Origin of the sequence: Streptomyces flavusporus (assembly GCF_046267975.1) — a bacterium.
In the GTDB taxonomy this organism is placed as follows: Bacteria; Actinomycetota; Actinomycetes; order Streptomycetales; family Streptomycetaceae; genus Streptomyces; species Streptomyces flavusporus.
In genome coordinates, this window is sequence record NZ_CP176503.1 from 4532725 (window position 1) to 4546405 (window position 13681).

15 protein-coding genes are annotated in these 13681 nt (G+C 69.9%); 6 read left to right on the top strand and 9 right to left on the bottom strand.

Annotated elements, in window-relative coordinates; translation table 11 throughout:
• Positions 1–20 precede the first annotated feature (20 nt).
• From haaA to haaN, 3 genes are all read left to right on the top strand, one after another.
• Positions 21–224, top strand: a complete 204-nt coding sequence (haaA, locus tag ACKTSN_RS21445; protein ID WP_319299621.1) for a HaaA family cyclophane-containing RiPP peptide — start codon at positions 21–23, stop codon at positions 222–224.
• Positions 225–237: 13 nt separating this feature from the next.
• Positions 238–1398 carry an FxsB family cyclophane-forming radical SAM/SPASM peptide maturase gene (locus ACKTSN_RS21450; RefSeq protein ID WP_409470591.1) on the top strand — a complete coding sequence of 387 codons (1161 nt, stop codon included), beginning with the start codon at positions 238–240 and terminating at the stop codon, positions 1396–1398.
• A gap of 92 nt (positions 1399–1490) precedes the next feature.
• On the top strand, positions 1491–1970 hold the full coding sequence (haaN, locus tag ACKTSN_RS21455; RefSeq protein WP_397874962.1) for a cyclophane-containing RiPP N-acetyltransferase HaaN: 480 nt from the start codon (positions 1491–1493) through the stop codon (positions 1968–1970).
• A 444-nt stretch (positions 1971–2414) separates the two neighbouring features.
• Here haaN and fxlM read toward each other — a convergent pair whose 3' ends face one another.
• The 6 genes from fxlM to ACKTSN_RS21485 all read right to left on the bottom strand — a co-directional run bounded on the left by fxlM (position 2415) and on the right by ACKTSN_RS21485 (position 8979).
• Complete coding sequence (fxlM, locus tag ACKTSN_RS21460; RefSeq protein WP_409470592.1) at positions 2415–3638, bottom strand: methyltransferase, FxLD system; 1224 nt, start codon at positions 3636–3638, stop codon at positions 2415–2417.
• An 87-nt stretch (positions 3639–3725) separates the two neighbouring features.
• Positions 3726–4901, bottom strand: coding sequence for a lanthionine synthetase C family protein (locus ACKTSN_RS21465; RefSeq protein ID WP_409470593.1), 1176 nt, complete (start codon positions 4899–4901; stop codon positions 3726–3728).
• The gene (locus tag ACKTSN_RS21470) at positions 4901–7954 is read right to left on the bottom strand and encodes a lantibiotic dehydratase (RefSeq protein WP_409470594.1); all 3054 of its coding nucleotides are present in this window, start codon (positions 7952–7954) and stop codon (positions 4901–4903) included. Before ACKTSN_RS21470 ends, ACKTSN_RS21465 begins: the two co-directional genes overlap by 1 nt.
• A gap of 79 nt (positions 7955–8033) precedes the next feature.
• Positions 8034–8210 (bottom strand): FxLD family lanthipeptide, encoded by a 177-nt coding sequence (gene fxlA, locus ACKTSN_RS21475; protein WP_409470595.1) that lies wholly within the window; start codon positions 8208–8210, stop codon positions 8034–8036.
• 185 nt (positions 8211–8395) lie between these two features.
• Positions 8396–8572, bottom strand: coding sequence for a hypothetical protein (locus ACKTSN_RS21480; protein ID WP_170198239.1), 177 nt, complete (start codon positions 8570–8572; stop codon positions 8396–8398).
• Complete coding sequence (locus ACKTSN_RS21485; RefSeq protein ID WP_409470596.1) at positions 8572–8979, bottom strand: hypothetical protein; 408 nt, start codon at positions 8977–8979, stop codon at positions 8572–8574. Before ACKTSN_RS21485 ends, ACKTSN_RS21480 begins: the two co-directional genes overlap by 1 nt.
• A gap of 212 nt (positions 8980–9191) precedes the next feature.
• On the opposite strand from ACKTSN_RS21485, the gene ACKTSN_RS21490 reads away from it, so the two are divergent.
• Positions 9192–9737, top strand: coding sequence for an ATP-binding protein (locus ACKTSN_RS21490; protein WP_409470597.1), 546 nt, complete (start codon positions 9192–9194; stop codon positions 9735–9737).
• Here ACKTSN_RS21490 and ACKTSN_RS21495 read toward each other — a convergent pair.
• Both ACKTSN_RS21495 and ACKTSN_RS21500 read right to left on the bottom strand, forming a co-directional pair.
• A complete protein-coding gene (locus tag ACKTSN_RS21495) occupies positions 9633–10337 on the bottom strand; it encodes a 2'-5' RNA ligase family protein (protein WP_409470598.1) in 705 nt (234 codons plus the stop codon). The genes ACKTSN_RS21490 and ACKTSN_RS21495 overlap by 105 nt on opposite strands.
• Positions 10338–10392: 55 nt before the next feature.
• Positions 10393–11733 (bottom strand): hypothetical protein, encoded by a 1341-nt coding sequence (locus ACKTSN_RS21500; protein ID WP_409470599.1) that lies wholly within the window; start codon positions 11731–11733, stop codon positions 10393–10395.
• 221 nt (positions 11734–11954) lie between these two features.
• Between ACKTSN_RS21500 and ACKTSN_RS21505 the strand changes: the two genes are divergently transcribed.
• On the top strand, positions 11955–12836 hold the full coding sequence (locus ACKTSN_RS21505) for a helix-turn-helix domain-containing protein (RefSeq protein ID WP_409470600.1): 882 nt from the start codon (positions 11955–11957) through the stop codon (positions 12834–12836).
• Positions 12833–13090, top strand: a complete 258-nt coding sequence (locus ACKTSN_RS21510; RefSeq protein ID WP_409470601.1) for a DUF397 domain-containing protein — start codon at positions 12833–12835, stop codon at positions 13088–13090. The genes ACKTSN_RS21505 and ACKTSN_RS21510 overlap by 4 nt, the downstream gene beginning before the upstream one ends.
• Positions 13091–13306: 216 nt before the next feature.
• Here the strand turns inward: ACKTSN_RS21510 and ACKTSN_RS21515 are convergent, their stop codons facing one another.
• Positions 13307–13456, bottom strand: a complete 150-nt coding sequence (locus ACKTSN_RS21515) for a hypothetical protein (RefSeq protein WP_409470602.1) — start codon at positions 13454–13456, stop codon at positions 13307–13309.
• Positions 13457–13681: the final 225 nt, after the last annotated feature.

Consider the following 13681-nt stretch of genomic DNA (forward strand, 5'->3'; position numbering starts at 1 on the left):
TACCTCACGAGGAGCGTTGAATGCCGTCACCCACGTCCGTCACCGAGCCATGCACCATCACGCCCGTCGGCCCGGCATCCGCGGAGCCGATGGTGGCCGGCACCGCCGTCCTGGACCGCGTGGCCGCCCGCGTCCGGCAGCGGCTGGAGGCCGAGGAGGGCGCGACGAGCCGGGTCGGTGACGGTGCCCACGCGGCCTCGCTCATCTGGCCCTGGCCGCTGTAAGCACATCCGCTCGATGACAGAACCCGAAGGCCCCGCTCCTTTCCAGACGTTCATCCTCAAGGTCGCCAACCGCTGCAACATCGACTGCGACTACTGCTTCGTCTTCAACTCCAAGGACCAGGCGGCGCGGCGCCTGCCCGCCCGAATGGACCTCGCTGTGGCCCAGGCTGCGGCCCGGCGGATCGGTGAGCACGCCACCGTGCACGGCCTTCGGACCATCCACGTCGTACTGCACGGCGGGGAGCCGCTTCTCGTCGGCGTCGGGCACATGGCCGGTCTGCTGGAGGCCGTCCGGGACGCCGCGCCGGCCGGGACCCGGGTCCTCTTCGAGCTCCAGACCAACGGGACTCTTCTGTCCGATGCGTGGCTGGACCTCTTCGAACGGTACGAGGTTGCGGTCGGCGTGAGCCTCGACGGACCGCCACCTGCGAATGACCGGCACCGGCTGACCCACGCCGGGCGGTCGAGCGCCGCCTCCGCCGTGCGCGGCATCGAACTCCTGCGGTCGCGGCCACACCTGTTCGCGGGGATGCTCGCTGTCGTGGACTTGGCCAACGACCCCGTGGAGGTCCACGACTACCTGGCGGCGTTCGAACCGCCGGTGATCGACTTCGGCCTGCCGCACGCAACCCACGACGACCCGCCGCACCGCTCCGATCCGAGCGTGCCCGAGTACGGGCTGTGGATGGGCAGGGTGTACGACGCCTGGCTCGACCGGCCCGAGTACCGGCACAGCGTCCGGATGCTGGAGGACATCGTGGCCCTCAGCTCTGGCGTTCGCGGCTCGGTGGAGACGCTCGGCCTGGCCCCGCCGACGAGCGTCGTGATCGAGTCCGACGGCTCCATCGAAGCAGTGGACACCCTACGGTCGGTCAAGGAGGGCGCCTCCTGGCTCGGGCTCGACGTCCTCCGCCACTCTTTCGACGAAGTTCTGTCGCATCCGAAACTGTTGCACCGGCAGCACGGCAAGGACGCGCTCGCCGAACAGTGCCGCTCCTGCCCGCTCGTGGACGTGTGCGGCGGTGGCTACCTCCCGCACCGCTTCAGCGAAGCCCAGGGCTACCAGAACCCGTCTGTCTACTGCGCGGACCTGGAGTACCTCATCCGATACGTCCAGGGCTCCCTGCGGCAGCACGGCTGGGACCCGTATGCGCAGGCCGCCTCCTCGCCGTAGACGCGTATGCCGTACCGCCAGGCGGGGATCACGCGTTGGAGCGAATGAGTGAAACAGTGACCGAAGCTACCGAGGAACGACAGGAGGCGCCGATGAGCGTGACGATCCGCCCTGCGGAGAAGCGGGACGTCCCGGCCATGGCCGAGCTGATCGAGGAGATCGAGCGGTTCTACGGTGCGACCGACACCGACATCCAGCCACTGGAGGAACGCCGAACCCAGGTCGAAGAGGCGCTGTTCGGCTCGCCGCCGCTGGCCTCCGCGCTGCTCGTCGAGGACGAGACCGGGGACATCGTCGGACTCGCCGCCTACTCGTTCCTCTGGCCGGCTGCTGGCTCCTCACACTCTCTGTTCCTCAAGGAGCTGTACGTCCGCAACACGCTCCGACGGCAGGGCACCGGTGCCCGCCTCATGGACGAACTCCGTGCCATCGCGGCGGGGCGCCCCGGGTGCAGCCGCGTGGAATGGATGACCGACAGTGACAACCCGGGGGCACGGGCCTTCTACAAGTCACTTGGGTTCGCCGAGTTCGATGGGAAGATCGTCTACCGGGTCGACTCCGGCACGGCGTGAGGGTGGTACGAGGCCAATGGAAGTGGAGCGCTGCGACGAGTGCGGCGGCAAGATCGTCATCGGGCTCGGATGCGAATGTCCGCCGGGCTCGTCCGCGTCGGCGACCCCGCGTTCGGTGAGGACGGAGTGGCGTACTCACCCCGAGGACACAATCCTGATCTCCCCGGCCCAGTGCGCGCACAAGCCGGGATGGTGCGACCACATGACCGAGGACGACGTACAGCCGCCGCGCTGGGGGTGGATCCCGAATCCTCCTCCGGGGCTCTGGGAGCGGTTGAGCAGTGCTTCTCCGGCGACCGCCACCGCGGGCAATCCGAGACGGCGGGCCGTGCGACGGTGCACTACTTGTGAGGCGAACCTCGCGCAGGGCTAACCACCACAGTGCGTCATCGCTTCGGTGGACGCGGCCTCACCCGTCAACGGCCGCGCCCATCTGCGTCAGGATCAGTAGCTGATGACGAGCCGCACGGAGGGCCGGTCGATCACGGCTCTGTCAGCGAGGTCACTGTCCGGTGTGTCCGCGGGGTAGGCCGTGACCACGGGTTCGGCGATCCGGTCCGCGCCCCAGGCGCGGATCTGCGCGCAGATCCGCTCGGCGAGACCGGCGCCGGCCGGGCCATAGCCGACGGCTCCCAGCCGGAACCGGGGTTCTGTCTCGGGGTCTTCGGCGGTCCGCTCCAGGGTGAGGTACGCGATGGAGTCCCCCTCGACGAGGGCGGGGCTCAGGGCGGGTGAGGCGGGGCGGTGGAGGCCGGCCTCCACCGCTGCGGGCTTCGCGGTGATGCGGCAGGTCACTCGCTCGGTGGCGCTCAGCCGTAGCCAGACGCCGTCGAACGACTCGACGGGGCCGACTGTCACATCGGTCCAGACGACCGACTTCGGTCGGGTGAGCGCGTCGCGAAGGAGTTCCGGGGCGATGGACTGGTCCTCGTCCCAGTAGAGCCTGACGAGCCGGTCGTCGTCGATGTAGTCGTTCCGCTCTCCGTCCTGGCCGATCACCGGGAGGAAGCCGCACATCTTGACGGAGTCGGACCGCATCCGCCCCTCCTCCCGTTGGAAGGCCACGGCCCTGGAGAGCCCGCGCCACCGCAGCGGGACCACGAGGCGTCCGCCGACGGCGAGCTGGTCCCACCAGACGCCGGGGAGGTCCCACATGCCGACCGTGGCGATCATTCGGTCGTACGGGCTGAACTCCGGGGCGCCGAGGGCACCGTCCCTCGTGGCCACGCGAACGTCTTCGTATCCGTTGGCGTCCAGCGTCCGGCGGGCGTAGGCGGTCACGTCGGCGTCGATGTCGCATGTGGTGACCTGTCCGGACTTCCCGGTGAGGTGCTTGAGCAGGGCGGCGTTGTAGCCGGTGCCGGCCCCGATCTCGAAGACGTTGTCGCCTTCGCGGACGGCGAGTTGGACCAGCATGAAGTGCACGACGTCGGGCTGGGAGGCGCAGCTCAGCGGGAGTGCGTCCTCGTCGGGGTTCTCCTTGATCGTCACGCTCTTGTTGGCGTACGCCTCCTCGATGGGCGCGTCGGGGAGGAAGGCGTGGCGGGGTACGGTCCGCATGGCGGTCTCGACGCGTCCGTCGCGGAGGCCGGAGAGGTCCTCTTTCAGGATGGCGTCGACCAGGCGGTTACGCAGGTCCTCGGGGGAGGCGCCGGTGGTGGTGTTCATCGCGTCCTTTCGGAAGGTGCCCGGCTGTGCGTACGGCAGGGGCAGATCGTTCTCACTTGTTCTGGTGTGCGGATGCGGTTCGCGGCGTCACCCTGTCAGGAGCAGGCAGCGGTCCCAGGGGGCGGTGATCGCCGTGTTGACGGGGTCGGTGAGACGGACCAGGTGGATACCTGCCGTGCCGTCCATCAGGCCCGCGCCGTCCGGCAGTCCGTGGTGGTCCAGGTGCTTGTTGAGCCGGACGTTCAGGCGGCGTAGATGCGACGCGAGTTCATCGTCGAGGGCGTCGGCGGCGGCACGGGAGACGGTCTGTATGAGCCCCGCCCAACCGTGGCAGAGGGATGCGTCAGTGAGCTGGGCGAGCTGCTGGTCGTCGGCCAGACATCCGGCCAGGGCCTGCTCGGCTTGCCGTTGCCGGTCACGGTCGCCAAGGGCGAGGCCAGCGAGTTGTTGGGCGCGGGCAATGCCGGGGGTGCCGTAGCACCAGGACGGGCGTCTCGGTCCTGGACGCTGGAGCTCACCGCGTCGGTGTTCGGCTCGGGTGATCAGGTCCGGCCACCAGGCGCGCGAGTCGGTGCCGTTGCGCCACCGGTCGAGCCAGTCGCAGATCCGGGTGATGGCTTGCGTCTGTCCGGGCACCGTGTGGCCGTGGCGCAGGGCCGTGGCCAGCAGCGCCAGCGGTCCGGTGATGCCGTGGGCGAGGCCGAAGTTGCCGTGTCCGCCGGGCCATCGCGGTGTCGGTCGTAGATCGGGGCTGTCTCCCGTCCACCAGCCGGGCAGACGTTGCGCTTCGTTGGTGATCGGTTCCGTCAGCCGCGCCAGGTAGGCGAGGACGTCCCGAAGTTCCGTCTTGTGGCCGCAGTGCAGGTGGTACACGCCCAGCCCGGTCAGTCCGCTGATGAGGTCGTACTCGCCCAGGGTGGGCAACGCGCCGTAGTCGATGCGGGCGTGTGCCCGCTGGAGTCGTTGGCGTGTGACGTCGGCAAGGTGTGTGTCCAGGGTCGCCAGGGCGCGAGTGGAGGTGTTCGTGTGCGTGAAGCTGAGGACGTACGCGACGGCCGGGGCGCCCTCGTACAGACCGCATGCTTCGGCGGCGGCCTGGATAGGGCCCTTGAGCATGGCGGCGGCCCATGGCCGGAGCGCGTCCCTGTCGTCTTCGCCGGTGTGGGCCCTGACGGCGTGCAGCAAGGCGACTCCCGCCGCGCCGGAGTACAGCGACTGGCCCCAGCCGGGCCCGGTGGGTGTGGGCGGCGCGTCGTAGTTCATCAGCGACTCTCCCCCGGCCAGGCGGCCCATGCGACGGCGGACTGACGGGCAAGGCGGCGGCAGACCCTCTCGTCCTCCCGGTCCAGGCCACGCAGGCGGTTGTGGTGCATGTGCAGCAAGGATTCCAGGACGGAGTCGAGGTCCATGCTCTCGGCGAGGCCCTCGCGATACAGCGCCAGGGCCACGGCGCGACGGTGCCACGCTTGGGCGAGCTCTTCGCCCCAGCCCCGGGCACGAGGCGTAGTGCGGCGAACGAGTTCGATGGCCTGGTCGCTGACGCCTCGCTCGACGCGAGCCGGAGGCGCGGGCCGGTTCGCCAGCCACCGCATGCCCTCGTCGGGGCCGAGCAAGCCGCAGGCGATGTCCACCATGCCGACCGCGGCCAGCGCACGTCCGTCGACGCCGGCGGCTCCGGGGCCCTGCAAGGCGGCGAGGGCGTAGGCCGAGTCGGCCGTGAACATCGCCTCGGCACAGCGCAGAGCGGCGCCTGGGCCGTAACGGCCGATCTCCGGGGTGTACGTGTCGAACACGAGCCTGCTGCTGAGCCCCTCGCGGCGCAGCCCAGCGGCCCATCCCGCGACAAGCTCAGTGCAGGCGGCGTACTGTCCGGGGCTGCGCGTGCGGATGCGCAAGCGAAGGTGGTCGAGGTCGTGCGGGGTCCGGTAGCGGACGAACCACCACTCGGGTGCACCTGGGAGTTGGGGCACGAGCCGCGCGAGGTGAGTGCCGATCAGCTCCTCGAACTGTTCGGGGTGGCTGTAGATCTTGGCGTTCAGCCAGGGTGCCTGTACAGCCCCCGGTACGGGCCCGAGGGTGCTGTTGGTGAGCACGGGGAGGAAGCCGGAGAGCGGGTCGGGTATCGGCCGGCGGGTGCTGGTCATCGGCAGGGCGATCTCGTGGACGTGGCCGCCGATCCAGCCGTAGGTCTCCTCGGCCAGCGCCTCCGTCAGCACGGCATGGCCTTCCCGGTCCAGGTGGGCACGCAGGACGGTGGCGTGTGCGGGCACGTCGAGTTGGAGCCGACGTGTCCGATCGTCCTCCCGCAGCTCGACGGCACCGTGGCAGTGCCACCGCTTCCGCCACCGGCCGAGGGCGTCGGTCCACTCCCGCATGTCCGCGCCGCGGCTTGGAAGGTCGTCGGCGGTCAGGTTCCAGCGACTGGGGGAGAGGATCACGCGCCCGTAGCGGACGCGCGGCAGGAACGGCAGCCGTGCGCCGTGCGGCCCCCAGTCGAAGCTGGTCCAGGCAGGGCCGAAGGAGCGGGTCAGGTGCGCCAGGAACCTGGCCAGGGGCGGGGGTTGCTTGTCCAGGGCCATGGCGTGGAAGACCTGCGGGTCCACCAAGCGACGGCGGGAGATGCTGACCAGGTACAGCCGGGTGTGCGTGGCCGTGACCGCGAGGTCGTCGACGTCGATGACCGTCGGCGCGGTGTCATCCGGGCTGCGGTGCTCGCCCAACGGGATCACGTGCGGGAGATAAGCGGGGATGCGGGCGACGTTCTCTGTGTGCGGGTAAAGGGGCGGGAAGGAGAGCTGCGCGGTCAGCGCGTTCTCGACGCCCGTGGGAACTTGGCGGTAGACCTCGTCGAGTCCCGTGCCGGTGGCAACCGGAGTGAACCGGGAGGTGAGCGTCCCCGCGGCGCGGGCCGGTGTCACCGTGAGCGTGAAGTCCCCGCGCTCCAGGGCGGACAGGCTGTCGGCGTGCAGGCGCGCGCACATCTCCACGTGGGGTGGTACCTCCTGCCCGGTCGGCGCATCGCCGGCCAGGCGGTCGATCAGGTCGCCGGTGAGGACGATCTCCCTGCTGCCGTCAGCCAGTGCCTGCCAGGCCAGGGCCAGCAGCCGCTCGTCCCGCTCGGAGACTGTCAGGGGCGGTGCGGTCATGCGGCTGCCGGGGTACTCGGCCGGATAGCCGAGCCCGGACGCCGGGTCGACGACCTCCTTCACCGGCACGAGCGTGCCGGTGCCATACCGCTCCCAGAACGCGACCTGGTACTCCTTCCACACACCCTGGCCCGCCGGTCGGCGCGTGAGCCGCAGTAGAACAGCGGCAGCCCTTTCCATCTCCTGCGCGACGCTCTCGGGGATCCGTACCTCGGCGTCCAGCCTCAGGTCGACGGCCAAGGGGCTTCGGCCCGCGTCGGAGAGCCCACGCAGTCGACCCGTGAGTTCCTCCCGAGTCAGCCCTTGCGCGCTCGCCGGACGCCGGTTGTGCACGTGTACGGCGCATTGCACCGCTTCCAGCTCGTGCAGAACCTGCGCGACCTGCGGCACCGTACCCGCGTCCGCGCCATGCAGCCGGTCAATCAGGTGGGACAGCGGATCGGTGTCGGTCATCGGCGCGCGCAAACTGGTGATCAGGAACTTCTCGCGCACCAGCGCGCCGAGCAGTGTGCGGATGTTCTGCGGCTCGGTTCGAGGGAAGGAGGCCGCCAACTGCTCGGCGAGGGCGGCGAAGCGGACCGGCCGACGTGCCAGGTCCTCGATCACGCGGACCGCGCTGGTGCGCCGGATGGTGGCGCCCATCGGTCCGCCATGCGGGGCGTGCAGGCGTCCGCCGCGGCGCGCCGCCAGGTTGTTCAGGACGACATCCAGGCGCTCCAGCAGGGCCGGGCACGCCTCCAAGCGGACGATGACGTCGTCCAGCCACTCGGTATCCACCCGCGCCACGGCCCGGTGTGCGTCGCCCCACCTCACGTGCGGGGTCGAGCCCACGCTGGCCGCGGTGACTCCCGCGAAGAGGCCGAACGGGGTCGGTCGCCCGGTGGCGCGCAACAAGTAGCGGACGCTGGCCATGGCGGCGCGCCGGACTTGCTTGGGACGTGCCGGCTGCCCGGCGCAGATCGCGTCGACCCGCGTGGCGAGATCGCCGCTCGCCTGCCGTACGGCGTCGACGAACCGCTCACCGGCCCACACCTGCTTCAGCCACCTGCCGCATGCGTCCGTGTCGGAGGGATCGGGCCACCACCCCGGCAGACTCGTCAGTGGCATCGCGGCGGCTCGGAGCAGCGCCGCGCCCGTGTGCTGGTAGAGCTTTCCGTCGTCGCTTCCCATGCCAATGCCTCCGCCATCAGTGCTGTGAACGGGCGGGGTCGGGAGCGGTTGCGCCCCCGACCCCGTGCACAAGCCGCCGTCAGACGGCGCTCGCGCAGGACGAGGCGCAGGAGGCCGCGCACCCGTCACCGGTGCCGCACGCCTTGGGAAGCAGGTCGGCGCCGATCTCCGTGACGATGGTCAGGTCGACGTCGAACGGGTCGGCGGACGCCCCGGTGGTGGCCGTCGTGATCGGGCTGAACATGGTTGCGGTCATCGCACTTCCTCTTCTGTCGGAAGGATCCGAACGGTTCGTCGTGCTGTCCGGCCTGCGTACGGAGTGCCGCAGGGCCGGGTTTCTGCATTCGCACCTTGGGTGCGGCCCCTCTCCGGTAGACCGGATTCCGTGGGGGACATGGATTCGGAGCATCCGGAGAGGGGGGTCGAGGACACGGGCCGGGGCTACCGGAACTGGCCCGCGTAGAGCGTGGTCAACGTTGTGCCGGTCACCAGGACGGGCAGGAACAGCACCTGGAAGGTGCCGAAGCCGAACCGACCGACGTACGTCGCCGGATGCCGCAGCACCCATCCGACCTGGCCGAGCAGCTGCCGGAGAACCCCCTGACGCTTGGTGGTCATCACGCCGCCGACCGCCGTAAGGCCGTGGATCCGGCGGCGTCGACGACCGCCCACGGCGTCGTGATCAGCGCCCCGGCCCGAGCCTGCCAGGCAGCGAGGTTCGCCCTGTCCTCCTCCAGATGCCCCAGCATCACGAGCAGAGGGGTGACGATCCCGGCCGCCTTCCCCTGCTCAACCGCGGCCAAAGCGTTGTGCCAGCCCTCGCACAGGGCGCGGCTCTCGAACGGTGCCGCCCGGTCGACGTACGTCTCGACCGCCTCCCAGCCGGCATCGGCCACGTACCGCCGTGCGCTGGCCACGCTGTGGTCGGCGGCCTCACCGAGTGACGCGGGCAGACAGGCGTACAACACCAGGCGCGTGCCCGGGGGCACCTCGTGTGGTGCGGTCTGCCTCGCACTGCCGCTCATTCCGCGTTACCTCCAGCCAGGTGAGCCGAGACGCCAAGGGTCCGGCGCCTCGACGAAGAGCCTCGTCGGGGGCAGTCGGCGGCGGTACGCCGTCAGCACGCCGTTCGTCCGCCGTCCGGCGTTGCGCGAGGAGGCGGAGCCGCGGCGTACCGCCGCGGCTCAGGCGTAGCGAGGCTGATCGGTCCAGTGCCAAGCGGAAACGAGAAGCGGCGATGGACGCGGTGGACGAAGAGCGCCTCTGCAGGCGGACGCCAGTACGGCGTCATTGGGTGAAGCTGGCCGATTGCACCGAGCCTTCGGGCCTCGCGCGCAGACACGTACGAGAGTTCCTCGATGGACGTGCCGCGCCGGAGCGGGTCGACGACGCCGTTCTGATCGCCTCGGAGCTCGTGGGCAACGCGCTCAGGCACACAGCCGGCGGACCGGACTGCATGTGTGTGGAGGTCTACCGGGACGTGGCGGTACTGCGCGTCCATGACGCGGGACGGGATGTCTCCAGGGTCCGGGCACGCTCTGCGGAGGAGTCGGTGAATGAGTTGACGGGCAGTGGTCTCGGACTGCTGCTCGTCAGCGAGTTGGCCTCCGCGTGGTCCGTCCGGCCGACCGCGATCGGCAAGGAAGTGGTCGTAATTCTCGCCCTGGACGCCAGCGGGCTACCCGAGCGCGACGTTCCTCCGCACATCCCAGCGGTACGTCCGCCCCTCACGGCGGAGCTCCACCAACTGGACGGCGGACACAAAGAGTTCGACAGCCGGTAGAGCGCGAAGCCCTGAGACCGTCTCCACAACGGGCGCGGCGGGGCGCCGGCGGTTGTTGTACGCGAGGCTCAGGTGCGGCCGGAATGCGGACGTCGGCTTCTTCGGGGCCAGACCGACGCTGCTCCCTGCCTTGGCCAGCGCGTGGTGCAGCCGGAGCAGGGGTTCCCAGGGGCCGAGGGACAGGCGGACGGCGCCTCGGGATCCGGCCAGCGGCATGGCGCGTACGGAGAACGCGGAGGGCAGCAGCGCCTCGGCGTCCCGCGCCAGGCTGTCCAGCTGGCCGGGGGTGACGACGCACGGCGTTCCGACTCGGGCGAGGGTGATGTGCAGGCCGTCCGTCGGCACCGGGTCGAGGCCGAGGGGCGCCAGCTCCTCCTGGCAGTGCCCGGCGAGAGTCGCGAGCCGCTGATCATCCGGGAAGGTCAGCATCCAGTAGTACGCCCGGCTGCCGTCCGACCAGCCGGGGCGTGCCCAGTGGTCGGTCATCTCGTCGAGTGCGCTGAACGCCGCCCAGTCGTAGGCCGCGGTGACCGCCGGATCGTGCGTGTCGGCGGGGGGCTCGGCGGGGAACGCGGCGGGATCGGCACTGAGCAGGGGCACCCGACGTACTCCTTCGGCTTCACACTGCCCCGGAGCGCGACGACACCCTCAGCGCCTACGACGCAGATGACGCCATGGCCAGGGCCGCTGGCTGCGAGCTCCAGGTCCGGAACTCGTCGCCATAATCGCGTACCGCCGGGTGATCACGCCATGGCCTGGCCTGCTCATGCAGGTCACGGGAGCGTTGGTAGACGGAGCTGATCGGTGTCTCTCCGCACAACTGCAGGGCCTCACGACCCAGTGCCATGGCCTGGTCGATGTCGGGCGTGCACTGCTGGAGCAGCGCGGTGGCGACGTCGAGGCGTACGAGCGAACGGCTCCAGGAGGAGGTCGAGTGCTCCACCAGGTCGTCGATGTGCTCGGCGTCGCGCAGTACCTGGGCCGTGTTGCGCAGCGCGACGTGTGACGTGACGGCGTTGGCCAGCGTCCTGGCCCGTCCGTACGGCTCGAAGGAGATGCAGGAGGTCAGCCCGACGGGTACCTCGTGGAGGTCGGAGAGGCGGAGTGCCTGTCCGATGGTCTGCTCGACAGCACGCCGATCGCCGGTCTTGCCGAGGGCTCTGGCCCGTCCGTTGGCGAGCAGGCGGATGCACTGGGCGTGGCGTGGGGCTCGCTCGACGGCCGCGGCGGCGCAGGCGTCCGCCTCGTCGTACCGGCCGGCGTAGTAGAGGCTGAAGGAGAGGGTGCCGCACGCCCAGAGGTCGGTGTCCAGGTCGCCGATCTCGCGGCTGAGATCCCGGGCTTCGGTGCAGTACGCCTCCGAGAGCGCGAAGTCGCCCGTGTTCACCGCCATGTAGCCGAGCAGGCCGGAGGCGCGGGCGGCGACGCGGAAGAGATCCCGGCGCGTACGTGGGGGCTGGCGGCCGTTGAGGAGGGTGTGGGCGAGCTGTCGCACCTGGCGGGCCTGGGGACGGAGGGCGTACGGCCCGTCCTGTTCGTACCGGCTGGCGATGCCCTCCAGGGAGGAATCGAGGAAAGCGAGCGTCGCGTCGTCGGTGTTGCTGGCCGTGAGCTGCCGGGTCTGGGCGACGATGTCCAGTGGGTTCTCGTCGTCCTCGCGTGGCGGAGGGGCACTCGTCACCTGCTGGCGCGTGCTCGGCCCCTCGTCGCGGTCGTGCGCGGAGTCGCCGTCGTATGCCGTGGAGAACAGCTCGGACACGGGTCTGCCCAGCATGTGCTCCAGAACTCGGCAGGCGTCAGGACGGGGCAGAGTCAACAACTCCCCGCCGTACCAGCGGTCGAACTGACGTGGAGAGACCTGGAGGGACGCCAGGCGGGGGTCTCGGTCGAGCTCTGCCAGCCGGGCGGCGGCCCGCTCGTACTGGGCGGCGAAAGCCTCGTGCGTCGTCAGGTGCCGTTGCTGGAGCAGCTGCCGAAGCAGCGTTGTCCGTGGCATGGCCCACCCTCCTGGTGCGGCGTGCAGGACCGACGCGAAGGCGCGTGCCGGTAGCGAGGTCGTGGCCTGCTCGCCCATCGGTCGGCTGCGGCGCATGCCCGTACGAACGCGCGCCGTGACTCCTGACAGCATGCCGATGCAACCGCCAACTAGGCAATATGTCTGGTGAAGTTGACCCGTATGGGTTGTAGAGGTGTCGCCGGTACGGAGAGACTTCCGGCATGGCCTTGAAGAGAAGCCTGGTCCCGCAGTCGGTGTACCGGCGACAGCTCGCGGCACGGCTGAAGGAACTGCGTGACGCGACCGGGCTCACCCTCACCGAGGTCGCCGATCAACTGGAGGTCAACCAGGGGTCGCTGAGCCGGATCGAGAACGGCGAACGCGGTACGACGCCGGTCCTCGTCCGGGCACTGCTGGACCTGTATGGCGTCGACGACGAGCATCGGCGCGCCGACGTGCTCGACCTCGTACGGGCGGACAAGGAGCAGCAGAAGCCCTGGTGGCGGAAGTACTCGACGGTGCTCACCCCGACGCGCTACGACGGGTACCTCGCGCTGGAGGCGGGCGCGACGCACCTCGCCAGCTACCAGCCGATGCTCGTGCCGGGGCTGCTCCAGACCGAGGACTACGCGCGTGCCGTGATCTCCCAGATGAGGAAGGACCTGTCCCCGCCGCAGGTCGAGTCCCTGGTGAAGGTCCGCATGGAGCGGCAGAACAGCCGCCTGGACGGTGAAGCCCCCGCCAGGCTCTGGGCGATCCTCGACGAAGCCGTGCTGCGCAGGACCGTCGGCTCCGTTGACGTGATGCGCGACCAGATGCGGAAGCTGGTAGAGGCGAGCGAGCAGCCGAACCTCACCGTACAGCTGCTGCCGTTCTCGCTCGGAGCGCATCCCGGGCTGTACGGTCCGTTCGTCATCCTGACCTTCCCGGACCCCACGCCAGATCTAGTGTGGTTGGAGAACCCCAAGAACTCCGTGTATCTCGAGTCCCCGGTGGACGTGGACAACTACACGGACATCTTCGACCAGTTGAGGAGCACCGCCCTCGACCCGACGGAGACCCGCACCCGCATCGCAAGCATCAGCAAGGAGCTCGAAGAGTGAGCACGCCCAGCACGACTGCCCCGTACGACGTCACTACAGCTCCGCACGACGTCGATCTCGCGCACGTGCGGTGGCGGAAGAGCTCGTACAGCGGCGGTGCGAACGACTGCGTGGAGGTCGCAGAACTGGGCGGACACACGGCAGTGCGCGACTCCAAGGACATCAGCCGTGGGCCGTTGCTCTTCTCGAAGGCGGTGGTGCGCGCGCTGGTCAGCGGGATCGCCAGCGGGGCAATCGGTGAGCATCGGGGCTGAGCAGAGAGCTGGTGCGTGAGGTGAGAGTCGTGACGGTCGTCGTCGTGGGCGCAATCGTCTCGGGTCCCACGACCGGCATGGCGCTAACTGAGGCCGCGCCGCGAAACGTCCTGCAAGATCCGGCCTCGCGTACCCGCGAGGCCGGTCATCTCCCGTACGCGCGCTTCCAGCGTGCCCGGTGCCGGGAGTCTCCCTGTCCTCTGCCGTTCACCTCGCTCACGGACAGCAGGGGGCACCGTTGTTCCACATGCCAAGGTGATCGCGGTGCACCGCGAACCTCTCGGAAGGCCGGCTGAAGCGCGTGGTCGTCACGAACACCGCCAGATCGGCCCCGAAATGCACCTTGGCACCCAGCAGATCGCGCAACTCGCGATCGTGCTGCTCGGCGCATAGCGCTTGCACTGGATCACCACGCTCCGGCCGTCCGGCAGGCGGCCGACGACGTCGGCGCCGTTGCCGTTCGCACCGCCCACCCGCCTGGACCTCTGTGCATCCGTCCCGTCGGCACAGACTTGCGACCAAATCCTCGAACTCGGTGCCGGTCATCCTGTCCACCTCGGCAAGTGTCCGGTGGCCGGCCTTCACCGCCTC

Coding starts and splice junctions, on each gene's coding strand:
- ACKTSN_RS21500 (WP_409470599.1), bottom strand. CDS start 11,733: ATGCCACGGACAACGCTGCTTCGGCAGCTGCTCCAGCAACGGCACCTG.
- fxlA (WP_409470595.1), bottom strand. CDS start 8,210: ATGACCGCAACCATGTTCAGCCCGATCACGACGGCCACCACCGGGGCG.
- ACKTSN_RS21470 (WP_409470594.1), bottom strand. CDS start 7,954: ATGGGAAGCGACGACGGAAAGCTCTACCAGCACACGGGCGCGGCGCTG.
- ACKTSN_RS21505 (WP_409470600.1), top strand. CDS start 11,955: ATGGCCTTGAAGAGAAGCCTGGTCCCGCAGTCGGTGTACCGGCGACAG.
- haaA (WP_319299621.1), top strand. CDS start 21: ATGCCGTCACCCACGTCCGTCACCGAGCCATGCACCATCACGCCCGTC.
- ACKTSN_RS21465 (WP_409470593.1), bottom strand. CDS start 4,901: ATGAACTACGACGCGCCGCCCACACCCACCGGGCCCGGCTGGGGCCAG.
- fxlM (WP_409470592.1), bottom strand. CDS start 3,638: ATGAACACCACCACCGGCGCCTCCCCCGAGGACCTGCGTAACCGCCTG.
- ACKTSN_RS21480 (WP_170198239.1), bottom strand. CDS start 8,572: ATGACCACCAAGCGTCAGGGGGTTCTCCGGCAGCTGCTCGGCCAGGTC.
- ACKTSN_RS21485 (WP_409470596.1), bottom strand. CDS start 8,979: ATGAGCGGCAGTGCGAGGCAGACCGCACCACACGAGGTGCCCCCGGGC.
- ACKTSN_RS21490 (WP_409470597.1), top strand. CDS start 9,192: ATGGACGCGGTGGACGAAGAGCGCCTCTGCAGGCGGACGCCAGTACGG.
- haaN (WP_397874962.1), top strand. CDS start 1,491: ATGAGCGTGACGATCCGCCCTGCGGAGAAGCGGGACGTCCCGGCCATG.
- ACKTSN_RS21450 (WP_409470591.1), top strand. CDS start 238: ATGACAGAACCCGAAGGCCCCGCTCCTTTCCAGACGTTCATCCTCAAG.